Below are 24,825 nucleotides of genomic sequence, written 5' to 3'. Positions count from 1 at the left end.
TCGCGCAGGGAAAGCCGGAATGCTTCGGTTGAACCTGTGGTCCTACCCCCGTGCTTTTTGTTGCACGGGACCCATGGCTGCAACCGGCACCCGGCTTTCCCTGCGCCCTCTGCCATCGAGGAGGACGGAAAGTAGCGCAAAGCTCGGACGCAACGCGCCGCGAGAACGCGACCTCACATCCTCACTGCTGTTTGACATTTGAATCAGCACTCACCCCCGTCGTCCCGGGCTTGCGCGCCGCGGCGAAGCCCCTTGGCGTAGCCGGGAAGCCGGGACACATAACCGCAGGCCTTTGTATTGTGCTCCGCTGCAACCGCTTGCTCGCCCCACAACAACTCCCTGTGGTTATGGGTCCCCGCCTTCGCGGGGACGACACCGGTGCGAGGTTCACTGGAATCGTAGGATGGGTGGAGCGGAGCGAAACCCATCATTCGCGCGGCTTGCTCCGTCGCGATGGGTTTCGCTGCGCTCTACCCATCCTACGACAAAGCCTCGCCACTCTTACAAACCGCTCACGCCTCCGCGTCCAGCACCTTCTTCACCGCGGGCCGCGCGGCCATGCGGCTTCGGTGATCGACCACTTTCGGCAATGCCGCCAGATCGACGCCGTCGCCCTCCAGCCACTGCGCCATCGTGAAGAGATAGATGTCGCAGATCGTGAAGGCTTCGCCCATCACCCACGGGCCTTTCAGCATGTCGCGTTCGACCAGCGCGAAACTGGCACCGACCGTTTTCGGGATCATGCGTTTCATGTCGGCAAAGGAGGATTCGTCCGCAGCCCAGCGATAACCGCGCATCTTGTGGGCATGCGCGACATGCAGCGTCGAGCAGAGATAGCTGTTGAACGCCTGCACTTGCGCGAACGCAAAGGCGTCATCGAGCGGCGCCAGTTTCGCCTGCGGAAAACTCTGCGCGATAAAAGCGAGCAGCGCGGGTGTCTCGGTGAGGACGCCATGATCGGTGACCAGCGCCGGCACCCGTCCCTTCGGGTTGACCTTGAGATAGTCCGGGCTGTTCTGCTGGTTGGTCTTGAAGTCGATCCGTTCGATCGTATAGGGCGCACCGGCCTCTTCGAGCGCGATGTGCGAGGCGAGCGCGCAGGTGCCGGGGGTGTAATAGAGCTTGAGCATGTTTCATCCCTCATTCAGAGGGATACGAAGTTAACGGCGCGCTCTTGCCCCGTCCATCCCCGCGCCGACTGGCTGCCTCAGCGAACGGCCTTTGCCGTCTCCACCAGGCGTGCGCTGGTCGATGCCGTCGCGAGCACGACGCCGTCTTCCGCCAACAGCCTGCCCTCCACGAAGGCGACGGTCTTGCCGAGCTGGGTGACCCTGGCCTCGCCGAGGATCGGTCCCGGCTTCGCCGGCGCCAGGAAATTCACCGTCATCGTGATGGTTGCGGTGTAGAGCTTGCCGTCGGTCATGACGAACACCGCCGGGCCCATGGTGTCGTCGAGCATCGCCGACAACATCCCGCCCTGGATAAAGCCGGCCGGGTTGCAAAACTCCAGCTTGCCCTCGAAGCCGATCCGGATCCAGCCTTCGTCCGGGCGCGCATCGAGCAGGTGCCAGCCAAGCAGCCTCGAGCAGGGCGGCGTGGCAAGTCGGTCAAGCGCGGTCGCGATCATGGGAGCCTCCGTTGGTGCTCCTCGCTAACGCAAGGCTACTGCCAGCATGCTGTCAGCAACCTCACGTGCCGAGCCCATGCGCGACCACCTTGCGCATCACGTTCGGGAACGCTTCGTCCGCGAGGGTGGCGACCGGGACCCAGCGCATCCCCTCTGGCGCCCGCGTGCGCGGCGGAACGGTTGCGGTATAGACCGCAAGCTCGAGTGGAAAATGCGTGAAGACGTGAGTGACGACGCCGGCCTTGCGGTGCCAGCGCGTCACGCCCTTCAGAGATGGCGCCTGCTCGAGTGCAGCCGCGTCGTCCTGTCCGGCCAGCCAGTCGGAGGTCGGCACTTCCGTCATGCCACCGAGCAGACCCTTCTCGGGGCGGGTGCGGACCAGGAGCTCATCGCCGCGGATGACGACAAAGGCCGCGCCCGAGCGCAGCGCGCCGGTCTTCTTCGGTGTCTTGCGCGGAATGCTCTCCTGGTCGCCGCGGGCGCGCGCTGCGCAATCGTCGTTGAGCGGGCACAGCGCGCAGGCCGGCTTCTTCGGCGTGCAGATCGAGGAGCCCAGATCCATCAGCGCTTGTGCACTGTCGCCGGCGCGAGAAGGACCGAGCAGCGTACTCGCCAATTGCTGGATCAGCGGCTTGGCCTGCGGCAACGCCTCCTCGACCGCGAACAGCCGCGACATCACGCGCTCGATATTGCCGTCGACCGGCATGGTGCGGCGGTCGAAGGCGATCGCAGCGATTGCGGCGGCCGTGTACGGCCCGATCCCCGGCAGCGTGCGAAGCCCCTCCTCATCATCGGGAAAGATGCCGCCATGATCGCGCAGCACCGCCACCGCGCAGGCGTGCAGGTTGCGCGCCCGGGAATAGTAACCGAGCCCGGCCCACATCCGCAGCACATCGTCCAGCGAGGCGCGCGCCAGCGAACCGACATCCGGCCAGCGCGAGACGAATTTCTCGAAGTACGGCCCGACCGCCTTGACCGTCGTTTGCTGCAGCATGATCTCCGACAGCCACACCCGGTACGGATCGGCCCGCTCACCGGCAGGCGCGCGCCACGGCAGCCGGCGGCGATGCCGGTCATACCAGGCCAGCAGCAGGGCGGGACGTGCGGCGACCGCGTCAGGCGGTTGTCGTGATTTTGTCGTGGTGGCTGCGCGAGACCTCATGCGATGACTTTAATGTTGGCGCCCGAATCTCTCCACGTCATGCCCGGGCTTGGCCCGGCCATCCACGCCTTTCTTCGTACCGGAATCGGGGTGGTTCCTGGGGTCAATCCCAAAGTGCTATAAGGACCCATGTCAAAACCCGGCCCGATCAGCGCAAAGCCGCTCTCTATCCTGCTCAACGACGTCTTCTCCGACGCCTATGCCAAGCAGGGATTCGCCGCGCGCGAGCTGGTAACGCGGTGGGCGGAAATCGCGGGGACCGAGATCGCGCGGTATTCGGAGCCGATGAAGATGCAATGGCCGCGGCCGGTGGAGGGGCAGCCGCAGGAGCCGGCAACATTGGTGCTCCGGGTCGAGGGGCCGATGGCGCTGGAGATCCAGCATTCCTCCGACCGCATTCTGGAGCGGGTCAACCGCTTCTTCGGCTGGCACGCGGTCGGCCGGCTGGCGCTGCGGCAGGCGCCTCTGTCCCGGCGGGAGCGCCCGGTGCGGCCGCGGCCGCCGGACCCCAAGGCGGTGGCGGCGGTCGAAAAGACCCTGTCCGCCGTGGAGGACGAGGCGCTGCGTGCCGCACTGGCGCGATTGGGGGCCTCGATCAAGCGAAATTGAGACTTTTTTGCGCGGCGGGCCTTGGAGCGCAGCATTGCCACAATCACCATTTCAAGCTAGCGAAAGCTCGCTTTTTTAGACCTCTTTTAGGCGTGCATGCGCCAATCCGGGAGCCGATCTTGATCATCACGCGCCGCGCCTTCACCGCTGCTTTGTCACTGACTGGTCTTGCCGCCCTGATCGGTCTCTCGCCGCTGCGCCTGATTTCGGAGGCGATGGCGCAGACCGCCGCCGATGTCGCCAAGCCGCAATCACTACCGGACATGGCGCTCGGCCCGCAGAACGCCCCGGTGACCATCACCGAGTACGCCTCGATGACCTGCCCGCACTGCGCGAACTTCAACGACACGGTATTCCCGAAGATCAAGTCGGAATTCATCGACACCGGCAAGATCCGCTACGTGTTCCGCGAATTCCCGCTCGACATCAAGGCCGCCGCCGGTTCGATGCTGGCGCGCTGCATCGCCAAGGATGACGCGCCGAAATATTTCGCAGTCATCGACCTGTTGTTCCGCCAGCAGAACGACTGGGTGATGAAGAACACCACGGAGACGCTGACGCGAATCGGCAAGCAGGCGGGCCTCAGCCAGCAGCAGGTCGAGGATTGCCTGAAGGACCAGGCGCTGCTCGACAAGATCGCCGCTGACCAGAAATACGCCAACGACGTGCTGAAGGTGAATTCGACCCCGACCTTCTTCATCAACGGCGAGATGCTGAAGGGCGAGACCTCGTTCGATGAATTCAGCAAGCGCATCAATTCATTGTTGAAAAGCTGATTCGTCCACAGCTATTCGCAACATCAGATAAACCAAGCAAAAGCCTTGGGAAAAGCCCGAGGCGGCGGTTGCCGGTGCGCTCCGGCCTCGCCATTGTCGCGGCCACAGCCGCAGCGAGCGGTCCGCCTGCATTACCGACATTGCCTTTCATGGTACTGTCACGGCTGGGAGATTCGCGCCCGGCCAACAGAGATTTGTGTTCATGAAGCTCACGCGCCTACGCCTCCACGGTTTCAAATCGTTCGTTGAACCCACCGACTTCATGATCGAGCCGGGCCTGACCGGCGTGGTCGGACCGAACGGCTGCGGCAAGTCCAACCTGGTGGAAGCGCTGCGGTGGGCGATGGGCGAAACCTCGCACAAGTCACTGCGCGCCGCCGACATGGACGCGGTGATCTTCGCCGGTTCCGGCAATCGCCCGGCGCGCAACCACGCCGAAGTCGTGATGACGATCGACAATTCCGATCGCACGGCGCCGGCCGCGGTCAATGACAGCCAGCTCCTGGAAATCTCCCGCCGCATCGAGCGCGAGGCGGGTTCCGCCTATCGCATCAACGGACGTGACGTGCGCGCGCGCGACGTGCAGCTCCTGTTCGCCGATGCCGCGACTGGCGCGCGGTCGCCGGCACTGGTGCACCAAGGCAAGGTCGGCGAGATCATCCAGGCCAGGCCGGAACAGCGCCGCCGCATCCTCGAAGATGCCGCCGGCGTCGCCGGCCTGCATGCCCGCCGCCATGAAGCGGAACTGCGGTTGAAGGCAGCCGAGACCAACCTCACCCGCGTCGAGGACGTGATCGGCCAGCTCACCGGCCAGATGGACGGGCTGAAGAAACAGGCGCGGCAGGCGATCCGCTACCGCGAGGTCGCCGCGAAGGTCCGCAAGTCCGAGGCGATGCTGTTCCACCTGCGCTGGATCGAGGCTCACGCTGACGTCAACGATGCCGCGCAGACGCATGATCTCGCCGTTCGCGAGGCGGCCGAGCGCACCCGCGAGCAGGCGGAATCCGCGCGCATCCAGGCAATCCGCGCGGCCGAACTGCCGGCGCTGCGCGAGGCGGAAGCCCGCGCCGCCGCGGGCCTGCAGCGGCTCAACAATGCGCGCGAGATGCTCGATCGCGAGGAGGAGCGTGCCAAGGAACGCGTTTCCGAACTCGACCGGCGCCTGGCGCAGTTCGTTGCCGACATCGCGCGCGAGCAACAACAGACGGCAGACGCCGACGTCGCGCTGCAGCGGCTCGACACCGAGGACGCCGAGCTGAAGGAAGAGATCAAGTCTCGGGTCGAGCAGCGCTCCGGCGTCGACGAGCGCGTCGCGGAAGCGGAAGCCATGCTTGCCGAAACCGAGCGCCGGTTCGCCGAGCTGACCACGGAGCTTGCCGACCTCACCGCCAAGCGCAACCAGCTCGAAGCCGGCGTGCGCACCCATCGCGACCGGCTCGCCCGGCTCGACCATGAGATCGCAAGCGTCCAGGCCGAGGAGGAGCGCCTCGCGCAGGAAACCGGCTCGCTGGGCGATATCGATGTGCTCGCCGCCGCGGTCGAGACCGCGCAGCAGACGCTGGCCGAGGCCGAAGCCACCGTGCAGGCGAGCGAAACCGGTCACGTGGTCGCGCGGCAGACGCTCGAAGCTTCGCGCAGCCCGCTGACCGAAGCGGAGAAGCGCGTGCAGCGGCTCGAGACCGAGGCGCGCACCATCTCCAAGATCCTCAATGGCGAGACCAAGAATCTGTGGCCGCCGATCATCGACGGCATCACGGTCGCCAAGGGTTATGAGAAGGCGATCGGCGCCGCGCTCGGCGACGATCTCGATGCGCCCGTCGATCCCTCGGCACCGATGCGCTGGACCAATGTCCCCGCTAGCGAGGACCCGGCGCTGCCCGAAGGCGTCGATTGCCTTGCCAATCATGTGCAGGCACCGCCGGAATTGGCGCGCCGCCTCGCCCAGATCGGCGTCGTGGCGAAGGAGCGCGGCGCGGAGCTGGTGTCGCAATTGAAGACCGGCCAGCGGCTGGTGTCGCTCGAGGGCGACGTCTGGCGCTGGGACGGTTTTGTCACCGCCGCCCACGCCCCGACCGGCGCGGCGCGGCGCCTCGCCGAGCGTGCCCGCCTCGTCGACATCGAGCATGAGCTCGAGCAGGCGCGCAACGAGGTGATCACCAAGCGGCAGGCGCTGGAGAATGCGGAAGCCGAATTGCGCGCCGCCTCCGCCGCCGAGACCGCCTCGCGCGAGGCGGTGCGTGCCGCGCGTCGCGAGGGCGATGCCGCGCGCGAGCGCCATGCCGCAGCCGAGCGCGAGATCAACCGCCACGCCGCGCGCAAATCCGCGCTGACGGAAGCGCACAACCGCCTCGCCGCCGACCGTGCGGAAGCCGAGGCCGCGCACGAGAACGCCGATGCGGCGCTCGCCGAATTGCCGCCGAGCATCGAGGCTGAAAGCCAACTCGGCGCGGTCCGGAGCGAGATCGAGAACCGGCGCCGTGTGGCCGCCCAGGTGCGCGCCGAAGCGCAGGCGCTGGCTCGTGAAGCCGAGCTCGCCGACCGCCGCGTGCAGGCGATCCTCGCCGAGCGCAATGAGTGGCAGAACCGCAAAGCAAGCGGCGCCTCGCAGATCGGAACGATCGAGGCCCGCATCACCGAGCTGACCGCAGAGCGCGAGGAGCTCGTCAATGCGCCGGAGGTGTTTGCGGAGAAGCGCAGCGCGCTGATCAGCGAGATCGAGTACGCCGAGAACGATCGCCGCGGCGCCGCCGACGCGCTCGCCGCTGCTGAGACCGCGATGGCGGAGACCGACCGCACCGCCAAGGCCTCGCTGGAAGCGCTGTCGAGCGCCCGCGAGGCGACCGCCCGCGCCGAGGAGCGGATGGAAGGAACTCGGCGTCGGCTCGCCGATATCGAGCGCGAGGTCCATGACATGCTCGAGGTTGAGCCGCAGGCGTTGGCCAGCCTCGCCGAGATCGAGCCGGGCGCCGAACTGCCGCCGGTCGGCCAGATCGAGGAAGAGCTCGAAAAGATGCGCCGCGATCGCGAACGCCTCGGCGCCGTCAATCTGCGCGCCGAGGAAGAGCTGCGCGAGGTGGAGACCCAGCACACCGGGCTCACCACCGAGCGCGACGACCTGGTCGAAGCGATCAAGCGCCTGCGCCAGGGCATCCAGAGCCTCAACCGCGAAGCACGCGAGCGGCTTCTCACCTCGTTCGAGACCGTCAACAGCCACTTCAAGCGCTTGTTCGTCGAGCTGTTCGGCGGCGGCGAGGCCGCGCTGCACCTGATCGAGAGCGACGATCCGCTCGAGGCCGGTCTCGAGATCATCGCAAAGCCCCCTGGCAAGAAGCCGCAGTCGCTGTCGCTGCTCTCGGGCGGCGAGCAGGCGCTGACCGCGCTGGCGCTGATCTTCGCGGTGTTCCTGACCAACCCTTCGCCGATCTGCGTGCTGGACGAGGTCGACGCGCCGCTCGACGACCACAACGTGGAGCGCTGCTGCAACCTGTTGCACGAGATGACGGCCTCGACCGAGACGCGCTTCATCGTCATCACGCACAACCCGATCACCATGGCGCGCATGAACCGGCTGTTCGGCGTCACCATGGCCGAGCGCGGCGTGTCGCAACTGGTCTCGGTCGACCTCGAAGGCGCAGTCGGCATCCTGGATCAGCACGTGGCGTGAGCGGAGCGTCAGCTTCGTCATTGCGAGGAGCGACAGCGACGAAGCAATCCATCTCTCCGCAAGCGGCGCCATGGATTGCTTCGCTTCGCTCGCAATGACGGAGGGATGGTGCGCTAGAAATGATCTCGCCCGACCTTCCCGCCGAACTGAAAGCGGCACTCGACGCGAGGCTGCAGGGGGTTTCGCGCAATGAGGCAGCAAGTCGCGCCGCCGCGATCTCCCGGACCTACCGCGACGGCGGCGGCTCGGGCACGATCAAATCAGAGACCGATGCGCTCGCCTATGCGCTGGCGCGGATGCCCGCGACCTACGCGGCCGTCGCCGCCAGCCTGAATGCGCTCGTCGAAATCAGGCCGGATTTCGCGCCGACGTCGCTGCTCGATATCGGCGCCGGGCCGGCTACGGCGAGCTGGGCGGCGGCGCAAGCCTTCTCGTCGCTGCAACGCTTCGCCCTGCTCGATGCCAACGCCAGCTTGCGCGCACTGGCGCTTGAGCTCGCCGGCACGCGGCTGCGCGGCGCGCGCTATGAGTTGGGGCCGGCGCGGAAGCTGCTCGCCGACGCCGAACGGGCGGATATTGTCGTCGCAAGCTACATGGTCGGCGAGATCGATGAGACCGAGCGAGCCGCGCTCGCACGCCTGATGTGGGAAAAGGCGGGCGAGGCGCTTGTGATCGTCGAACCCGGCACGCCCGCGGGCTATGCGCGGATCATCGCGCTGCGGGCGGAACTGATCGCGGCCGGCGCACATGTCGCAGCGCCCTGCCCGCACGACGAACAATGCCCGCTTCAGGCGCCAGACTGGTGCCATTTCAGCCAGCGGCTCTCCCGCTCGCGCGCGCACATGCAGGTAAAGGGCGCCGAGGTGCCGTTCGAGGACGAGCGGTTTGCCTATGTCGCGCTGACGCGGACACCCAGCGCGAACCGCCCGTCCCGCGTACTGGCGCAACCCGTCGTCGGCAAAGCGGAAGTGAGTGCAAAGCTCTGCACACCGACCGGCCTCTCGTTTGCAATGATCCCCCGCCGCGCCAAGGCCGACTATGCCCACGCCCGGCGCTGGCGATGGGGCGATGCCGTGCCGAACGCTTGAACTAATTCCCTGCCCGATCCGACCAACACATGCCTGCCGCTGGGGGCAGGTCGACGCGCGCGCCGATTTTCGTCTAGGTTTCGCGGGTTGATCCCATCAGGAGTTTTTTTATGTCGACCGGCTGGATCGTTCTCGGCGTCATCGTCGTCCTCGTGCTGTTTGCGTTTGCCGCCTACAACCGTTTGGTGGCGCTGAGCCAGCGCGTCAACCAGGCCTTTGCCGACATCGACGTCCAGCTCAAGCAGCGCCACGACCTGGTGCCGAATCTGGTCGAGACCGTAAAGGGCTATGCGTCGCACGAGCGCGGCACGCTGGATGATGTGATCAAGGCGCGCAACTCCGCGATCTCAGCGCAGGGACCGGCGCAGGTCTGCGCCGCCGAGAACCAGCTAAGCGGCGCCCTCGGCCGCCTGATCGCGCTGTCGGAAGCCTATCCGGACCTGAAGGCCAACGCCAATTTCCAGCAGCTCGCAAGCGAGCTCTCCGACCTCGAGAACAAGATCGCGGCTAGCCGCCGCTTCTTCAACAACGCGGTCCAGGAATACAACACCGGCATCCAGCAGATCCCGGCCGCTTTGTTCGCCGGGATGTTCGGCTTCACCCGCAAGGATTTCTTCGACCTCGGCGCCAGCCGCGCCGAAGTCGAGACCGCGCCGAGCGTGAAGTTCTAGGCGAGATGACACTACATCTTCTCCGTCATTCCGGGATGCGCCGCAAGGCGCAGGCCCGGAATCCATTTCACCGCATCGCCTGCGGCACGATGGATTCCGGGCTCGCGCTTCGCGCGCGCCGGAATGACGGTGGTTAGCGGACGTCCAGCATGGCCGCCTACGGTCTCTACACCCATATCGCGTCGAACAAGTTTCGTTCGATGCTTCTGCTTGCCGGGCTGTTCGTCCTGATCTACGTGCTGGTCTATGCCGGCGCACTGGTCGCGGAGGTCATGATCGACGGCGGCCGCTCAGTCGACGATTACCTGACGCGGGCGCTGCACGACCTGATCTCGGCTTCCCCTTATGCCACGATCGGCGCGGCGCTGTGGATCGTGATCGCGTATTTCTTCCACCAGAACATGATCGACGCCGTCACCGGCGGCGAGAGCGTGACGCGGCAGCAAGAGCCGCGGCTCTATAATCTCCTGGAAAATCTCTGCATCTCCCGTGGCATCCCGATGCCGAAGCTGAAGATCATGAACAGCCCCGCGCTGAACGCCTTCGCGAGCGGGCTGAACCGGCGCCAATATTCCGTCACGGTCACCACGGGGCTGTTGCAGGCGTTGAACGACCAGGAGATCGAGGCCGTGCTCGGCCACGAACTCACCCACATCCGCAACGGCGACGTGCAGTTGATGGTGATCGCGGTCATCATCGCCGGCGCGGTCGGCTTCTTCGGCGAACTGTTCTTCCGGATGTTCACCAACCTGTCCTGGAATTCCAGCGGCGGCTGGTCGTCCTCCTCTTCGTCGTCGTCATCATCCTCCTCCTCATCTTCGTCCGATCGCAAGGGCTCGGGCGGCGGCGCGATCATCGTGATCATCATCGCCATCGTCCTGATCGTGGCGGCGTGGCTGTTGTCGCAGGTCGTCAAGCTGGCGCTGTCGCGATCGCGCGAGTATCTGGCGGATGCCGGGTCGGTGGAACTGACCAAGAACCCCGATGCGATGATCTCGGCCCTGCGCAAGATCGAAAATCGCGGCGAATTGCCGGGTGCGACTTCGGCTGTGATGGAACTATGCGTGGACAATCCGCGGGAGGGCTTCGCCGACCTGTTTGCGACCCATCCCTCGGTACAATCGCGGGTGGACGCATTGGTGAAGTTCGCCGGCGGCCATGATCCCGGGCCGACCGCCCTGCCGGACGATCCCGCAGCTAGTCCCGAAGAAGGTGCGCAGGAACCGTCGGCACAAGGCGAACTTCCGCCTCCCGCTCCGCGCGGCCCTTCGCGCGGCCCCTGGGACGACGCAGCCGAGCCGGCCGGCCAGTCGCAGCAACAGCCTGGTCAGGGTCCGCTTCAGGGGCCTTGGGGCCGACATTTTTGATTGTGGCCTAACGCCCTTCAACTCATTAAGAAAATTCCTACCAAACGCGTCACTTGGCATTCAAGGAATTGAATTCTCCCTTGTTTCTGCCATGTTCGCGCCCAAAGCAGGAATGGGGACTTGCCGATCGCGCCCTCGCGGTCGGGGGCGTGTCTTAAGGGATTTCCATGGCAAAGCCAGTCGTGATTGTGGTGGGCGCGGACAAGGGCGGGGTCGGCAAGACGACCGTATCTCGGACGCTTCTGGATTATTTCAACGCGAACAACGTCGGGACTCGGGCCTTCGACACCGAATCGCCGCGGGGAACGCTGAAGCGCTTCCATCCTGAGATCACTGAGATCGTCGACATGACGACGACCGCGGACCAGATGAAGATCTTCGACACGCTTAACGCCGGCTCCATGGTCACCGTGATCGACGTCCGCGCCGGCCTGCTATCGCCGGCGCTGGCCTCGCTCCGCGACATCGGCTTCCTGGATGCGGCCCGGTCCGGCCAGATCACCTTCGCGGTGTTCCATATCCTCGGCCCCTCGATCGCTTCGCTGGACGAGATCGCCGAAACCGCCAATTTCATGAGCGGCGCGAAATACTTCCTGGTGAAGAACTTCATCAACGACACCCAGTTCTTCCAGTGGGACCAGTCGACCTACAATTCCTATTTCCACCGCATCAAGGATGCCACCGACCTGACCATCCCGAAGCTGAACGAGATGGCCTATGAGCAGGTCGAGGTCGCTTCCGTCCCGTTCCTCAAATTCGTCGCCAACAAGGGCCCGCACGACGAAGCCGCGAACTATTCGTTCGTGCTCCGCGGCTATGTCCGGCACTGGCTCGCCAATGTCTGGAGCGAGTTCGACCGCATCAAGCTGACCGATCTGGTCGGTGCCAAGTCGGTGACGCGCGGCGGCGAAAAATAGTCGCGCCTCCGGGGGATGCGGGGCTGGATTAGGCAGGAAAATCGCCTGATATAGCAGGCGATGTCAGCTACGCCCGTCTACATCATTTGCTCGCCCCGCCCCCAGGTCGGCAAGACCCTGGTCGCGCGGCTCTTGAGCGAATTTCTGCTGCTGAAGAACGGCGATGTGATGTCCTTCGACATCAACCTGAAGGAGCCGTCGCTGCTCGATTACCTGCCCAGGACCACCGAGACGGCAGATGTCATCGACACCTACGGCAAGATGCAGCTAATGGACCGGCTGATCGTCAATGACGGGCTGGCGAAGGTGATCGACATCGGCTACCACGCCTTCGACGAATTCTTCAAGATGATCGACGAAATCGGCTTCATGAAGGAAGCGCTGCGCCGCCACGTCGCGCCGGTCATCCTGTTCGTCGCCGATACCGACCGTGCCTCCGCACGCAGCTACGAGATGCTGCGCCAGCAGATCCCGCCGCGGGCGCTGATGACCATTGACAACGAATTCGTGGTGCGCGGCGAACTGCCCGCGGCCATGGGCCAAGGCCGGGTGCTCCGCTTCAGCGCGCTGCCGGTGTTCCTGAAGACCTATATCGACCGGCTGAACTTCTCCTTCACCGGCTATCTCCGGCACGAGAAGGACTCGTCCACCGAGTTGCATCAGTGGATCCGGCGCAATTACACGATCTTCCGCGATCTCGAACTAAGCGTGATGCTGCAGCGGTCGTAGCTTCGTAGCCGTAGGGCTACAGTGCCGTAGGGTGGGCGAAGGCGCACTGGCGCCGTGCCCACCATCCAGCACCGCGCTCGCGATGGTGGGCACGCTTCGCTTTGCCCACCCTACGGCCTCTACGCGAGGGCAGCGTCAATGCCCTTCGAAAGCCATCAGCGTCCGCACCGGGACATCCATCGCGCGCAGCTTGGCGGCGCCGCCGAGTTCGGGCAGGTCGACGATGAAGCAGGCGGCGACGACGTTGGCACCGATCTGGCGCAGGAGCTTGACCGCGCCCTCCGCGGTGCCGCCGGTGGCGATGAGATCATCGACCAGGATCACGCGCTCGCCGGGATGCACGGCATCGGCATGCATCTCCATTTCGTCCAGGCCGTACTCCAGCGAATAGGCGATCCGCACTGTGGTGTGCGGCAGCTTGCCCTTCTTGCGGATCGGCACGAAGCCGGCGGAGACCTGGTGCGCCACCGCGCCGCCGAGGATGAAGCCGCGGGCCTCGATGCCGGCGACCTTGTCGATCTTCGAGCCAGCCCATGGATGCACCAATTCATCCACCGCCCGTCGGAACGCGCGGGCGTCCGCAAGCAGCGTGGTGATATCGCGGAACAGGATGCCGGGCTTCGGATAGTCCGGAATGGTACGAACGGCGGCCTTCAGGTCGAGGTCAAATGTCATTGCTGTCTCGCTTTCGTGTCTCCACCGTCATTGCGAGGAGCGATAGCGACGAAGCAATCCATGTCTCCGCAGGTGGAGATATGGATTGCTTCGCTTCGCTCGCAATGACCGGTCCCCTCAATTCGCCTCCGCATCCAGCCGGAACGCGTTTTCCACGATGCGCAGGCCCACCTCGCCGCCGAGCGACATCAGCGATTCCGGATGGAACTGCACGCCGCCGACCGGCAAGGTCTTGTGCTCGATCGCCATCGCGATGCCGTCCTCCGTGGTCGCCGTCACCGACAATACATCAGGCACGCTCTGGCGCTCGACATAAAGCGAATGGTAGCGGCCAATCACGATCTCGTTCGGCAAATTTTGCATTAACCGGCCGCCCCGCACCTGGATGCGCGAGGGGCGGCCATGGGCGGGCTGGCCGAGCTGGCCAAGCTGGCCGCCGAAATATTCGCCGATCGCCTGCACGCCCAGGCAAACGCCGAAGATCGGCAGCTTCTTCTCGATCGCGGTGCCGATGGTCTTTCCGATCCCGAAATCCTCCGGCCGCCCCGGACCGGGCGAGAGCACCAGCAGGTCCCAGCTCTTCTGCTTCAGCATCTCCTGGGCATGGATGTGCCGGACCACGGTGACGGCGGCGCCGACCTGGCGGAAATAATCCGCCAGCATATGCACGAAGCTGTCGTCGTGGTCGATCAGAAGCACCTTCTTGCCGGAGCCGGTGGCATCGGGGGCAATGCTGGAGAGCCGCTTCGGCGGATCGCCACGCAACGCCTGGAACAGGGCTGCGGCCTTCACCTGGCATTCGCGGTCTTCGGCCGCCGGATCGGAGTCGAACAGACAGGTGGCGCCGACGCGAACCTCCGCCAGCCCATCCTTCATGCGGATGGTGCGGATGGTGAGCCCGGTATTGATGCTGCCGTCGAAATTCACGCAGCCGATCGCGCCGGCATACCAGCGCCGCGGCGAGCGCTCGTGGTCTTCCACGAACTGCATCGCCCACAATTTCGGCGCGCCGGTCACGGTCACCGCCCAGGCATGGGTGAGGAAGGCATCGAGCGCGTCGAAGCCCGGACGCAGCATGCCCTCGACGTGATCGACCGTATGGAACAGTTTTGAGTAGGTCTCGATCTGGCGGCGCGCCAGCACCTTGATGGTGCCGGGCACGCATATGCGCGCCTTGTCGTTGCGGTCGACATCGGTGCACATGTTGAGCTCGAACTCGTCTTTCTCCGAGTTCAGGAGCTGGCGGATCTGCTCGGCATCGCCGATCGCGTCGCTGCCGCGGGCGATTGTGCCCGAGATCGGACAGGTCTCCACGCGCCGGCCGTCGGAGCGGACGAACATTTCCGGCGAAGCCGACACCAGGAATTCGCCCTCGCCCAGATTCATCAGCGCGCCATAGGGCGACGGGTTGATGCGGCACAGCCGCTGAAACACTTCCGCCGGGGAGCGCTCGCAGGGCTCGGCGAAGAGCTGGCCGGGCACCGCCTCGAACAGATCGCCGCGGGCGAACGCCGCGCGCGCGACCTCCACCGTCGCCTGATACTCGCCGGGCGCGTGATCCGCAAAACCTTGCCGATCCGTCTTGACGTAACGGCTCTCGGCGGTCTCGCGCGGCAGGCCCTCGGTCGACTTGCCGTTCCAGGCAAAATCGTAAGTCAGCACCACGCCACGGCCGGTGGCGCGGTCATAGGCGAGCAGCCGATCGGGCACGTACAGCACGATGTCGCGCTGGTCGGCCTCGCGCGGCCGTTTCTGCACGAGGTCCTCGATCTGGAACACGAGGTCGTAGGCGAAGGCGCCGAACAGACCGAGCAGCGGATCCGCATTGGACGAGAAGGCCGCCACGAGGTCGCGCACCAGCGACATCACGCTGGCGCGCCGGGTGCGCTGGTCTTCTTCGATTGGGGCTTCGCCGCGGATGATATGGCCCGCGAGGCGCGCCGCGCTCTTTTCGGTGATGACGATGCAGGGCTCGCGCAGGACGTCGCCGAGGAAGGCGATCAGCACCTCGCCACGCTTGTTCAGCGCTGCTAGCGAGAAGTTCGTGCCTGACGTCTCCAGCGCCAGCGGCGGATCGGAGAAGCCGAGATCGAAACTCTCGTAACGCCCGGGCACGGTTGTGCCCGAGGACAGCACGACGCCGCGGCGGCGGTCGAGCAGATCAATGAGGTCATCGAGGCGGCCGGCATTGCCGGTGAACTGTTCGACCACACGGGTGACCGCAAGCCCGCCACTGGTGCGGTACTCGCTTTTCGCCGGCAGGGAGAAGACTGTCCTGTTCATGTGTTCCTCTTACGAGACTTAACGAGGGAGCGCCACACAGGACAACCGAAGGGACCGTCGCACTGCGATGGCGACCTTCGACGATATTTTAAATGAAATCGCACCGGCCACCTATGAGGAGGTGGGCCACCATAGACAGGATGGGCGGGCAACGGTGCTCATAACCCGCTAAACACCACCCGGCGGGAGCGATGTCAAGGGATGGGCGCGGCCGGCGGCCTGCTCAAAAACCCATCTTTGGGGTTTGAAGGCCTGCGAATTCGCGTAAGTTTGATGCCCAAGAAGGGCAGGCCAACCGCCCCGATGGACAACAAGGGAGGCGCATATGGGGCTATTGGGTCTCGGATATGCCGGGTTCGGCGCGGCCGAGCTCGACGACTGGCGGGAATTCGGCACCACGCTCGTCGGCCTGCAGGCGGTCGAGCGCGGCAACTCCCTGCTCGCCTTCCGGATGGACGATCGCAAACAACGCATCGTGATCGATCGCGCCGCTCCGGAAGGATCGCGCTTCTTCGGCTGGGAGGTGACGGATGCGGCGGCACTGGATGAGCTCGCCGCCCGGCTCGAGCAAGCCGGCGTCGCGGTGACCGCCGAGCCGCAAGCGCTCGCCGATGCAAGGCATGTGCGCGGCCTGATCTCCTTCCAGGATCCCGAAGGCAACCGGCTGGAAGCGTTTTATGGCGCCGAGATCGATGCCATGCCGTTCAAGCCGGGCCGCGCGATATCGGGCTTCCGCACCGGACCGCTCGGGCTCGGGCACGCCGTGCTGACGGTCGAGCGCGTCGATCCGATGCTGGCGTTCTATGTCGACGTGCTCGGCTTCGGGCTTTCCGACTACATTCTGAAGCCGTTTCGCGCCTATTTCTTCCACGTCAACCCGCGCCATCATAGTCTGGCGCTGATCGAGACCGGGAAGAGCGGCATGCATCATCTGATGGTCGAGATGTTTTCGCTCGACGATGTTGGGCAAGCTTACGACGTGGCGCTGAGCCAGCCCGATCGCATCGGCACCTCGCTCGGCCGCCACACCAACGACTTCATGACCTCGTTCTACGCGAGGACGCCGTCATCCTTCATGATCGAATGCGGCTGGGGTGGCCGCGAGATCGATCCGGCGACGTGGCAGCCTCACGAGATGCAGGACGGTCCGAGCCTGTGGGGTCATGAGCGCGTCTGGCTGCCGGCTAGGGACCGCGAGCTCGCCCGCGAGATGCGGATGCACGCCGCCGCCCAAGGCCGCCGCGCGCCGGTGCAGGTGATGCAGGGCAATTACAAGCTGATGTCGGGCACCTGCCCGTGGTGGGACGGGATCCGCAAAGGAACGGTCTGACAATCGTCTCTCGGATTCCGGTTACCGATAACACCCCTGTTCGATCTCTTCGAGCAGATCGCGGGCCTTCGGCTCCCAGTCGAGCTGCCGCCGCGCACGCACGCCTCGCACCCGGCTGTTCGAGCCCATCGTGTCCTCGGCGACGCCCTCCCCCCATTCGGAGGCAGCCTCTTCCATCGACATCGCCGACGGCGGCCGATCAAACCCCAGCATGGTATTGATGGCCTCGCAGATTTCGCGCATCGAGTTCTCGCCGTTCTCGGCGAAATAGAAAGCCCCGGCCGGGGCCTTCTCGATGGCGAGCGCGTAGAGCGTCACCAGGTCGTCGATGTGGACGTTTGACCAGACGTTCTCGCCGGGCCCGGCATGGGCCGCACAACCACGCTTTCTGGCAAGGGAGATGAGCAGGGGGACCTGCATGCTGTGCGGTTCGGCGCCATGACCGAGACCGTAGATCAGGCTCGGACAGATGATGACCGGATGGCTACCCTTCTCGCGGTGAGAGAGAATGTATTCGTTGAGCGCAACCCGTGCTGCGCGGGCTGGCGACGGGGTGATCGGCGTATCTTCGTCGAAGATCTCGTCGGATCGGTGGCCCTTGGCACGCGTGCCGACAATGCTCGATCCGGAGGTATGTATAAACAGCTTGCCCGTTCCAGCCAGAGCGCCGGTCAGGGCAACGACGGCACCCTTGTGATCGGCACTGGCCGCATTGATAACGATGTCAGCGGCTTGCGCCGCTTGCACCAGACATTCCTTGTCATCCAGCGTTCCGAACAGCGGCTGGATGCCGTGGATGCGAACCGCATCGGCTTTTTCCGGGGAGCGAACCAGCCCGGTCACATGATGTCCGGCGGCGACAAGATGAGCCGCAACCGATCCGCCGATATAGCCCGATGCGCCCGTGCAAAAGACTTTCATCCCGGTCTCTCCACCGAGGAGTTCGCGGTCGGTGAGGGCCTCGCCGCCTCATCGCTCCGCCCTCTTTTCCGACAAGCGGACGGGCAAGATCAGCCCAGATGTTTCTTGAAGAACTCCGTTGCCCTTCCCCAGGCGAGTTCGGCGGCCTGGCGGTCATGGACCGACATGCGCTGCTCGTTGACGAAGGCGTGCTCGGCGTCATAACGGAACAGCTCGAGCGACTTGCCGGCGGCCTTCATGGCCTTCTCGAAGGCGTCGACCAGTTGCGGCGTGCACCAATCGTCCTTGTTGGCGAAATGCGCCTGCAGCGGGATCTTCACGTCGGCCGGCTTTGCCGCCTGCTCCGGCGGGATGCCGTAGAACACGACACCGGCAGTCAGTTCCGGAATCTTGGTGGCGCCGATGATGGTCACCGCGCCGCCGAGGCAGAAGCCGGTGAGGCCGACCTTGGCGCCGTTCCGCGCCAGGTATTGCGCGGCGCCGCGCACGGTCTGCGTGGTGGCGTCCATGAAGTCGAGCGAGTTCATCTCGCGACCCGCGGCATCGGTGTCGTGATACGGCACCACCGTACCCTTATAGAGATCAGGCGCCAGCGCGTCGAAGCCGGCGCGCGCGAAACGGTCGCACATGCCCTTGATCTGGTCCTGCAGGCCCCACCATTCCTGGATCACGACCACGCCCGGTGCATCGCCGCGCGCCGCGTTGGCGAGGTAACCGTTGGCGTCCTTGCCGTCCGGACGTTTGAAGGTGATGGTGGTGCCCATGAATTCCTCCGGAATGTTTAGGGGGAGATTGGCGGCCATTGTGGCGGCTCACCGCGCGTGACGCAATCGCGGCAGCAAAAAAGCCCCCGCGGGGGCTTTTTCAAATCACGTTGCCGAAAGCGCGATCAGTGGGCGTTGGCCCAGACCTTCTTCTTGGTGAAGTACATCAGGATCGAGAACAGGATCAGGAACACGAACACCTGAAGCCCGAGCCGCTTGCGCGCTTCCATATGTGGCTCCGCGGTCCACATCAAGAAGGTCGTGACGTCGTGGGCATATTGCGCGACCGTGGTCGGCGAACCGTCGGTGTAGGCGACCTGACCGTCGCTCAGCGGCTTCGGCATCTTGATGGCGTGGCCCGGGAAGTACTTGTTGTAGTAGGAGCCCTCGGGGATGGTCACGCCGGCCGGCGGATTCTCCTCAAAACCCTGCAGGATCGCATCAACGTAATCCGGGCCCTGCTCCTGATACTGGGTGAAGAAGTCGATCAGGAACAGGGGGAAGCCGCGCTTGTAGGAACGGGCCTTGGTGATCAGCGACAGGTCCGGCGGAGCCGCACCACCGTTGGCCGCACGGGCCGCCTGCTCGTTCGGGAACGGCGACGGGAAGTAGTCGGCCGGCCGGCCCGGACGCTCGAACATCTCGCCCTGGTCGTTCGGGCCGTCCTTGATCTTGTATTCGGAGGCGAACGCGGCGGCCTGGGCCGTCGAATAGCCGGGGCCGCCGGGATCGGCGAGGTTGCGGAACGCGACGAAGGACAGGCTGTGGCAGGTCGCGCAGACCTCCTTGTACACCTGCAACCCGCGCTGCACCGCGCCGCGGTCAAACTTGCCAAAAGGGCCTGAGAACGACCATTTCTGCGCCGGCGGTGCGACCTCGCCCCCCTCGGCCTTGGCGCTTTGCGCGCCGCCGACCAAGAGCCCGCCTGCAATCATGATTGCGATCACGGTCGAGACCATCGGCGCGGCCTTGCTGCCCGTCTTCGCCAACACGTCGTCGGCGATCGAGTTCGGTACCGGCCTCGGCGTCTCGATCCGCGAGAGCAGCGGCAGCACGATCAGGAAGTACGCGAAGTAGCAGACCGTCAGGATGCGGCCGGCGATCACATAGATGCCTTCCGGCGGCTGCGCGCCGAGATAGCCGAGCAGGACGCAGACGACGACGAACATCCAGAAGAACTGCTTGGCCAGCGGACGGTACTTCGACGACCTGGTCTTGGCACTGTCGAGCCAGGGCAGGAAGCAGAGGATGATGATCGCCGAGAACATCGCGATCACACCCGCAAGCTTGTTCGGGATCGAACGCAGGATGGCGTAGAACGGCAGGTAATACCATTCCGGCACGATATGCGCCGGCGTCACGCCGGGATTCGCCGGAACGTAGTTCTCGGCATCGCCGAGATAGTTCGGCATGTAGAAGATGAACCAGGAATAGAAGATCAGGAAGCAGGAGACGCCGAACAGGTCCTTGATCGTCGCGTAGGGCGTGAAGGCGACCGTGTCCTTCTCGGTCTTGGCCTCAACGCCGGCCGGGTTGTTCTGACCCGCCACATGCAGCGCCCAGACGTGCAGCACGACGACGCCGGCGATCACGAAGGGCAACAGATAGTGCAGCGAGAAGAAGCGGTTCAGCGTCGGGTTGCCGACGGCGTAGCCGCCCCACAACAGCGTCACGATGCTCTCGCCGAAATAGGGCACGGCGGAGAACAGGTTGGTGATGACGGTGGCGCCCCAGAAGCTCATCTGGCCCCACGGCAGCACGTAACCCATGAAGCCGGTCGCCATCATCAAGAGATAGATGATGACGCCGAGGATCCACAGCACCTCGCGCGGCTCCTTGTACGACCCGTAGTAAAGGCCGCGGAACATGTGGATGTAGACGGCGAAGAAGAACATCGACGCGCCGCAGGCGTGCATGTTGCGGAGCAGCCAGCCGTAGTTGACGTCACGCACGATCAGCTCGACCGAGCGGAAGGCAAGATCGGCATGCGGCGTATAGTGCATCGCCAGGATCACGCCGGTCAGGATCTGCACCGCCAGCATCATCGAGAGAATGGCGCCGAAGGTCCACCAATAGTTCAGGTTGCGCGGCGTAGGATAGGCCACGAAGGAGGAGTGCATGAGGCCGAAGATCGGCAGTCGCCGCTCGATCCACCTCAAGGCGGGATTGGTCGGCTGAAAATCGGATGGTCCGCTCATTGATGCGATCCTGAGAAGTAAAGACGACGCGATCGGTCGAAGCCTCGGGCTGGGCCGAGACTTAGCCGATCTGGATTTTGGTGTCGGAAACGAACTGATACGGCGGCACCGCCAGATTGGCGGGCGCAGGCCCCTGGCGGATACGACCGGAGGTGTCGTATTGCGAGCCATGGCAGGGGCAGAAAAATCCGTCGTAATTGCCCTCATGGGCGATCGGGATACATCCGAGATGGGTGCAGATGCCGATCACGACCAGCCATTGGTCATGGCCGGACTTGACCCGGGCCTCATCGGTCTGCGGATCGGGCAGGCTCGAGAGCGGAACGCTGCGCGCCTCGTCGATCTGCTTCTTGGTGCGGTGGCTGATATAGATCGGCTTGCCGCGCCAGAACACCTTGATGTCCTGCCCCTCGGCGATCGGCGCCAGATCGACCTCGATCGGCGCACCAGCGGCGATGGTCGCCGCGTCCGGATTCATCTGGTCGATGAGCGGCCAAACCGTCGCCGCTACACCCACCGCAGCAGCAGCACCCGTTGCAACATAAAGGAAATCACGGCGTGTCGGATGGTCCGCCGAAGACGCTGTCGTCACGATTCCAAGCCCTTTCCTTGTCTGCAGCCGGTGGAACCGCCCCGGTGGCGCCCATTGCAACCGGGAGGTCTGCCGGCGCCCGCGGCCCCCCGCGGCGGCAGAAAACCACTATCCCTCCTCCCTACTGGCGGAATAGCAGTCCAGAATCGTTCTATTGGCACCCTTGCCGGACGAGCGCAAGCCCGCTATCGGCTCGCAGGCGTGCAATGCACTAAATGAGCGACGAACGTTGTTTTCTTGAGACATTTCGTCGGTACCTAACCCAGCGCCACGGCCATGCAGATCGCGCTCTTCCAGCCCGATATCCCACAGAACACCGGCACCATCCTGCGGCTGTGCGCCTGCCTGGATGTGGCGGCCCATATCATCGAGCCGGCAGGCTTCCCGACCTCCGACCGGCATTTCCGCCGGGCGGGAATGGACTATCTCGACCAGGTCCGTTTGATGCGCCATGATTCCTGGACGAAATTCGAGGAATGGCGCCGCGAGGCAGGCTGTCGGCTGATCCTGTTGACGACCAAGGTCGCCGGTTCCTACCTCGATTTTCGCTATGCCGCTTCCGATATACTGCTCTTCGGGCGCGAATCCGCTGGGGTCACCGACGCGGTGGTGGCGGCGGCCGATGCGCGGCTGGTGATCCCGATCAAGCCGCCCATGCGCTCGCTCAATGTCGCGATGTCAGCGGCGATGGCGATCGGCGAGGCCTTGCGGCAGACCCGCAGCCTGAGCTGAAGGAGATTCCGTGAGCTACGCGGTCAAGGAGATTTTTCTGACCCTGCAGGGCGAAGGCGCGCATGCCGGCCGTGCGTCGGTGTTCTGCCGCTTTGCCGGCTGCAACCTCTGGAGCGGCCGCGAGCAGGACCGCGCCAGCGCAACCTGCCAATTCTGCGACACCGATTTTGTCGGCACCGACGGCACACTCGGCGGCCGCTATGCGAGTGCCGCCGCACTTGCCGACATCATCGCCGCGCAATGGACGGGCGATAATGTCGGCCGCTATGTCGTGCTGACCGGTGGCGAGCCGCTGCTGCAGGTCGACGCCGAGCTGATCGACGCGCTGCATGCGCACGGCTTTGCCATCGGCGTCGAGACCAATGGCACAATCACACCGCCGGACGGGCTGGACTGGGTCTGCGTCAGCCCGAAGGCGGGCGCGGAACTCGCGGTGCGGAAGGGGAATGAGTTGAAGCTGGTCTATCCGCAGCAGGATGCCGCGCCGGAGCGCTTTGTCGATCTCGATTTCGAACGCTTCTCGCTACAGCCGATGGATGGGCCTGATGCGCTTCAAAACACCGCGCGCGCGGTCGAGTATTGCTTGCAACACCCGCAATGGCGGCTGAGCGTGCAGACGCACAAGACGCTGGGCATCAGATAGGAGTTGGACTTTCAGGATGTGGGAATTGACGAAATCGTTCCGCTTCGAGGCGGCGCATGCGCTCTCCGGAACGACCCTTGGCGCGAGCAGCCAGGAGATCCATGGCCATTCGTTTCGTGCGGAAGTGACGGTGCGCGGGACACCGGACCCAGCGACCGGGATGGTGCTTGACCTCGGCCTCCTCGAACGCCGCATCGCCGAGGTGCAGAAGACGCTCGACCATAAGTTCCTCAACAAGATCGAGGCGCTTGGACTGCCCACCCTTGAAAACCTGTCGCGATTCATCTTCGAACGGGTGCAGCATGCGGGCAAGGTCACCCGCGTCAGCGTGCACCGCGACAGTTGCAACGAGAGCTGCACCTATTTCGGACCGGAAGCTTGAGCATGGACAAATCCGCCATCGAACAGCGCAAGGCGCGCGCGAAAACCTGGTTTGAAATACTGCGCGACGATATCTGCGCGGCCTTTGAGCGGCTGGAGGATGACGCGCCTGCTTGGCTCTATCCAGGCGAAGCCGGGCGCTTCGTGCGCACGCCGTGGGAACGCACCGATCACACCGGCAAGCCCGGCGGCGGCGGTGTGATGGCGATGATGCGTGGGCGCTTGTTCGAGAAGGTCGGCGTGCACTGTTCGACCGTGCATGGCGAGTTCGCTCCCGAATTCCGCGCCCAGATCCCGGGCGCGGCGGATGATCCGCGCTTCTGGGCCTCGGGCATCTCGCTGATCGCGCATCTGCACAATCCGAACGTGCCGGCGGTGCATATGAACACCCGCTTCGTCGTCACCACCAAGGCGTGGTTCGGCGGCGGCGCCGACCTCACGCCGGTGCTGGACCGGCGGCGCACGCAGGACGATCCGGATGCGCTCGCCTTCCATGCCGCGATGCAGTCGGCCTGCGATGCGCATGCGCGGATCGCGCCGTATGAAAAATACAAGAAATGGTGCGACGACTATTTCTACCTGCCGCACCGCAAGGAGGCGCGCGGCATCGGCGGCATCTTCTACGATTGGCACGACAGCGGCGACTGGGACGCCGACCTCGCCTTCACCCAGGATGTCGGTCGCGCGTTCCTGAAGATCTATCCCGAACTGGTCAGGAGCAATTTTGCGACGGCATGGACCGCCGACGATCGCGAGGAGCAACTGGTCCGGCGCGGCCGCTATGTCGAGTTCAATCTGCTCTACGACCGCGGCACGATTTTCGGCCTGAAGACCGGCGGCAATGTCGACTCGATCCTGTCGTCGATGCCGCCGCATGCGAAATGGCCGTGAGATCGCCATCGTGACCAAACTCCCCCGCGCCATGCTGATCGACATGGACGACACCATCCTGTCGGCCTATGCCCGGCCCGAGATCGCCTGGAACACGATCGCGGCCGAATTCGCCGATGAGTTGGCGCCACTGGATCCGCCGGTCGTTGCCGCCGCGATCCTCGCTTTCGCCCGGAAATTCTGGTCCACGGCGGAGCCGATCTGGCGCCTGAAACTTGAGGAAGCGCGCCGCGAAACGGTCAGGGGCGGCTTCGCCACGCTTCGTGCAAGCGGCCACCCGCCCCTTTCAGACGACCTCGCGGTCCGGATCGCCGACCGCTTCACGACGTTTCGCGAGGAAAGCATCTTTATCTTTCCCGGCGCGCACGACGCCATAGACGGGCTGCGGTCGCTTGGCATCAAGCTCGCGCTTGTCACCAACGGCGCTGCGCTGATGCAACGCGCCAAGATCGAGCGCTTCGCACTGACGCACCGCTTCGATCACATCCAGATCGAAGGCGAGCACGGCTTCGGCAAGCCGGAAGAGCGCGCTTATCTGCACGCCATGGATGCGCTCGGCGTCAGCGCAGCGGACACCTGGATGATCGGCGACAATCTGGAATGGGAGGTCGTCGCACCGCAACGGCTCGGCATTTACGCGATCTGGATCGACGTGCACGGGGATGGTCTTCCCACGGGATCGACCGTCAGGCCGAATCGCATCATCCGCTCCCTGACGGAACTGCTTCCCGGCGCAGACCGGTAACGGCGCCCGCGCTTCGCCGCGCAGATCAATCCCCGTCAAAATCCTGTGGGGACGTTCCTT

The 24,825-nt window shown here is 64.8% G+C and carries 23 protein-coding genes; 14 read left to right on the top strand and 9 right to left on the bottom strand.

Annotation, left to right across the window (positions count from 1 at the left end; translation table 11 throughout):
- Positions 1–512: 512 nt before the first annotated feature.
- From AC5ZG5_RS40175 to mutY, 3 genes are all read right to left on the bottom strand, one after another.
- Positions 513–1,130: a glutathione S-transferase family protein gene (locus AC5ZG5_RS40175; protein WP_456646197.1), complete on the bottom strand. Its 618-nt coding sequence runs from the start codon at positions 1,128–1,130 to the stop codon at positions 513–515.
- Between the two features lie 77 nt (positions 1,131–1,207).
- Positions 1,208–1,627: a PaaI family thioesterase gene (locus tag AC5ZG5_RS40170; protein ID WP_456646198.1), complete on the bottom strand. Its 420-nt coding sequence runs from the start codon at positions 1,625–1,627 to the stop codon at positions 1,208–1,210.
- A gap of 61 nt (positions 1,628–1,688) precedes the next feature.
- The gene (mutY, locus tag AC5ZG5_RS40165; protein WP_456646199.1) at positions 1,689–2,789 is read right to left on the bottom strand and encodes an A/G-specific adenine glycosylase; all 1,101 of its coding nucleotides are present in this window, start codon (positions 2,787–2,789) and stop codon (positions 1,689–1,691) included.
- Between the two features lie 129 nt (positions 2,790–2,918).
- Here mutY and AC5ZG5_RS40160 point away from each other — a divergent pair, with 129 nt between their 5' ends.
- The 8 genes from AC5ZG5_RS40160 to AC5ZG5_RS40125 all read left to right on the top strand — a co-directional run bounded on the left by AC5ZG5_RS40160 (position 2,919) and on the right by AC5ZG5_RS40125 (position 12,610).
- On the top strand, positions 2,919–3,398 hold the full coding sequence (locus tag AC5ZG5_RS40160; RefSeq protein WP_028167440.1) for a DUF721 domain-containing protein: 480 nt from the start codon (positions 2,919–2,921) through the stop codon (positions 3,396–3,398).
- 119 nt (positions 3,399–3,517) lie between these two features.
- Positions 3,518–4,174: a DsbA family protein gene (locus AC5ZG5_RS40155; protein WP_130231715.1), complete on the top strand. Its 657-nt coding sequence runs from the start codon at positions 3,518–3,520 to the stop codon at positions 4,172–4,174.
- Between the two features lie 202 nt (positions 4,175–4,376).
- A complete protein-coding gene (gene smc, locus AC5ZG5_RS40150; RefSeq protein WP_456646200.1) occupies positions 4,377–7,838 on the top strand; it encodes a chromosome segregation protein SMC in 3,462 nt (1,153 codons plus the stop codon).
- Positions 7,839–7,957: 119 nt separating this feature from the next.
- A complete protein-coding gene (locus AC5ZG5_RS40145; RefSeq protein ID WP_456646201.1) occupies positions 7,958–8,926 on the top strand; it encodes a small ribosomal subunit Rsm22 family protein in 969 nt (322 codons plus the stop codon).
- A 110-nt stretch (positions 8,927–9,036) separates the two neighbouring features.
- On the top strand, positions 9,037–9,597 hold the full coding sequence (locus tag AC5ZG5_RS40140; RefSeq protein ID WP_456646202.1) for a LemA family protein: 561 nt from the start codon (positions 9,037–9,039) through the stop codon (positions 9,595–9,597).
- A gap of 149 nt (positions 9,598–9,746) precedes the next feature.
- The gene (locus AC5ZG5_RS40135) at positions 9,747–10,964 is read left to right on the top strand and encodes a M48 family metallopeptidase (RefSeq protein WP_456646203.1); all 1,218 of its coding nucleotides are present in this window, start codon (positions 9,747–9,749) and stop codon (positions 10,962–10,964) included.
- A gap of 167 nt (positions 10,965–11,131) precedes the next feature.
- On the top strand, positions 11,132–11,881 hold the full coding sequence (locus AC5ZG5_RS40130; RefSeq protein WP_456646204.1) for a P-loop NTPase family protein: 750 nt from the start codon (positions 11,132–11,134) through the stop codon (positions 11,879–11,881).
- Between the two features lie 60 nt (positions 11,882–11,941).
- Positions 11,942–12,610: a P-loop NTPase family protein gene (locus AC5ZG5_RS40125; RefSeq protein ID WP_456646205.1), complete on the top strand. Its 669-nt coding sequence runs from the start codon at positions 11,942–11,944 to the stop codon at positions 12,608–12,610.
- Between the two features lie 135 nt (positions 12,611–12,745).
- Here AC5ZG5_RS40125 and AC5ZG5_RS40120 read toward each other — a convergent pair whose 3' ends face one another.
- Both AC5ZG5_RS40120 and AC5ZG5_RS40115 read right to left on the bottom strand, forming a co-directional pair.
- On the bottom strand, positions 12,746–13,285 hold the full coding sequence (locus tag AC5ZG5_RS40120; protein ID WP_028167448.1) for an adenine phosphoribosyltransferase: 540 nt from the start codon (positions 13,283–13,285) through the stop codon (positions 12,746–12,748).
- A gap of 117 nt (positions 13,286–13,402) precedes the next feature.
- Positions 13,403–15,568 (bottom strand): anthranilate synthase component I, encoded by a 2,166-nt coding sequence (locus tag AC5ZG5_RS40115; RefSeq protein WP_130228193.1) that lies wholly within the window; start codon positions 15,566–15,568, stop codon positions 13,403–13,405.
- Positions 15,569–15,893: 325 nt separating this feature from the next.
- On the opposite strand from AC5ZG5_RS40115, the gene AC5ZG5_RS40110 reads away from it, so the two are divergent.
- A complete protein-coding gene (locus AC5ZG5_RS40110) occupies positions 15,894–16,898 on the top strand; it encodes a VOC family protein (protein WP_456646206.1) in 1,005 nt (334 codons plus the stop codon).
- 21 nt (positions 16,899–16,919) lie between these two features.
- Here AC5ZG5_RS40110 and AC5ZG5_RS40105 read toward each other — a convergent pair whose 3' ends face one another.
- The 4 genes from AC5ZG5_RS40105 to petA form a co-directional block, all read right to left on the bottom strand.
- On the bottom strand, positions 16,920–17,819 hold the full coding sequence (locus AC5ZG5_RS40105) for an NAD-dependent epimerase/dehydratase family protein (protein WP_456646207.1): 900 nt from the start codon (positions 17,817–17,819) through the stop codon (positions 16,920–16,922).
- Positions 17,820–17,908: 89 nt separating this feature from the next.
- Positions 17,909–18,583, bottom strand: a complete 675-nt coding sequence (locus AC5ZG5_RS40100; protein ID WP_456646228.1) for a dienelactone hydrolase family protein — start codon at positions 18,581–18,583, stop codon at positions 17,909–17,911.
- Between the two features lie 125 nt (positions 18,584–18,708).
- Positions 18,709–20,781, bottom strand: a complete 2,073-nt coding sequence (locus AC5ZG5_RS40095; protein ID WP_456646208.1) for a cytochrome c1 — start codon at positions 20,779–20,781, stop codon at positions 18,709–18,711.
- A 61-nt stretch (positions 20,782–20,842) separates the two neighbouring features.
- Entirely contained in the window at positions 20,843–21,373 is a 531-nt protein-coding gene (petA, locus tag AC5ZG5_RS40090) for a ubiquinol-cytochrome c reductase iron-sulfur subunit (protein ID WP_456646209.1), read from the bottom strand.
- 276 nt (positions 21,374–21,649) lie between these two features.
- On the opposite strand from petA, the gene AC5ZG5_RS40085 reads away from it, so the two are divergent.
- The 5 genes from AC5ZG5_RS40085 to AC5ZG5_RS40065 are packed head-to-tail and all read left to right on the top strand — an operon-like array spanning position 21,650 to position 24,765.
- Entirely contained in the window at positions 21,650–22,105 is a 456-nt protein-coding gene (locus AC5ZG5_RS40085) for a tRNA (cytidine(34)-2'-O)-methyltransferase (protein ID WP_456646210.1), read from the top strand.
- Positions 22,106–22,115: 10 nt separating this feature from the next.
- A complete protein-coding gene (gene queE / locus AC5ZG5_RS40080; RefSeq protein ID WP_130228188.1) occupies positions 22,116–22,748 on the top strand; it encodes a 7-carboxy-7-deazaguanine synthase in 633 nt (210 codons plus the stop codon).
- A gap of 16 nt (positions 22,749–22,764) precedes the next feature.
- Complete coding sequence (locus AC5ZG5_RS40075; protein WP_454617271.1) at positions 22,765–23,130, top strand: 6-pyruvoyl trahydropterin synthase family protein; 366 nt, start codon at positions 22,765–22,767, stop codon at positions 23,128–23,130.
- Positions 23,131–23,132: 2 nt separating this feature from the next.
- Positions 23,133–24,020 carry an oxygen-dependent coproporphyrinogen oxidase gene (gene hemF, locus AC5ZG5_RS40070; protein WP_028167458.1) on the top strand — a complete coding sequence of 296 codons (888 nt, stop codon included), beginning with the start codon at positions 23,133–23,135 and terminating at the stop codon, positions 24,018–24,020.
- Positions 24,004–24,765, top strand: coding sequence for an HAD family hydrolase (locus tag AC5ZG5_RS40065; protein WP_456646211.1), 762 nt, complete (start codon positions 24,004–24,006; stop codon positions 24,763–24,765). Before hemF ends, AC5ZG5_RS40065 begins: the two co-directional genes overlap by 17 nt.
- Positions 24,766–24,825: the final 60 nt, after the last annotated feature.

The sequence above is a fragment of the Bradyrhizobium sp. Ses1 genome (assembly GCF_059512365.1).
The sequence above is the reverse complement of the archived record's forward strand: the minus strand, read 5'-3'. Positions and strand labels throughout refer to the sequence as shown.

Coding starts and splice junctions, on each gene's coding strand:
- AC5ZG5_RS40175 (WP_456646197.1), bottom strand. CDS start 1,130: ATGCTCAAGCTCTATTACACCCCCGGCACCTGCGCGCTCGCCTCGCAC.
- AC5ZG5_RS40170 (WP_456646198.1), bottom strand. CDS start 1,627: ATGATCGCGACCGCGCTTGACCGACTTGCCACGCCGCCCTGCTCGAGG.
- AC5ZG5_RS40065 (WP_456646211.1), top strand. CDS start 24,004: ATGCGAAATGGCCGTGAGATCGCCATCGTGACCAAACTCCCCCGCGCC.
- AC5ZG5_RS40115 (WP_130228193.1), bottom strand. CDS start 15,568: ATGAACAGGACAGTCTTCTCCCTGCCGGCGAAAAGCGAGTACCGCACC.
- AC5ZG5_RS40095 (WP_456646208.1), bottom strand. CDS start 20,781: ATGAGCGGACCATCCGATTTTCAGCCGACCAATCCCGCCTTGAGGTGG.
- AC5ZG5_RS40130 (WP_456646204.1), top strand. CDS start 11,132: ATGGCAAAGCCAGTCGTGATTGTGGTGGGCGCGGACAAGGGCGGGGTC.
- hemF (WP_028167458.1), top strand. CDS start 23,133: ATGGACAAATCCGCCATCGAACAGCGCAAGGCGCGCGCGAAAACCTGG.
- AC5ZG5_RS40135 (WP_456646203.1), top strand. CDS start 9,747: ATGGCCGCCTACGGTCTCTACACCCATATCGCGTCGAACAAGTTTCGT.
- AC5ZG5_RS40110 (WP_456646206.1), top strand. CDS start 15,894: ATGGGGCTATTGGGTCTCGGATATGCCGGGTTCGGCGCGGCCGAGCTC.
- AC5ZG5_RS40085 (WP_456646210.1), top strand. CDS start 21,650: ATGCAGATCGCGCTCTTCCAGCCCGATATCCCACAGAACACCGGCACC.
- mutY (WP_456646199.1), bottom strand. CDS start 2,789: ATGAGGTCTCGCGCAGCCACCACGACAAAATCACGACAACCGCCTGAC.
- AC5ZG5_RS40075 (WP_454617271.1), top strand. CDS start 22,765: ATGTGGGAATTGACGAAATCGTTCCGCTTCGAGGCGGCGCATGCGCTC.
- AC5ZG5_RS40100 (WP_456646228.1), bottom strand. CDS start 18,583: ATGGGCACCACCATCACCTTCAAACGTCCGGACGGCAAGGACGCCAAC.
- AC5ZG5_RS40120 (WP_028167448.1), bottom strand. CDS start 13,285: ATGACATTTGACCTCGACCTGAAGGCCGCCGTTCGTACCATTCCGGAC.
- AC5ZG5_RS40160 (WP_028167440.1), top strand. CDS start 2,919: ATGTCAAAACCCGGCCCGATCAGCGCAAAGCCGCTCTCTATCCTGCTC.
- AC5ZG5_RS40125 (WP_456646205.1), top strand. CDS start 11,942: ATGTCAGCTACGCCCGTCTACATCATTTGCTCGCCCCGCCCCCAGGTC.
- smc (WP_456646200.1), top strand. CDS start 4,377: ATGAAGCTCACGCGCCTACGCCTCCACGGTTTCAAATCGTTCGTTGAA.
- AC5ZG5_RS40145 (WP_456646201.1), top strand. CDS start 7,958: ATGATCTCGCCCGACCTTCCCGCCGAACTGAAAGCGGCACTCGACGCG.
- AC5ZG5_RS40105 (WP_456646207.1), bottom strand. CDS start 17,819: ATGAAAGTCTTTTGCACGGGCGCATCGGGCTATATCGGCGGATCGGTT.
- AC5ZG5_RS40140 (WP_456646202.1), top strand. CDS start 9,037: ATGTCGACCGGCTGGATCGTTCTCGGCGTCATCGTCGTCCTCGTGCTG.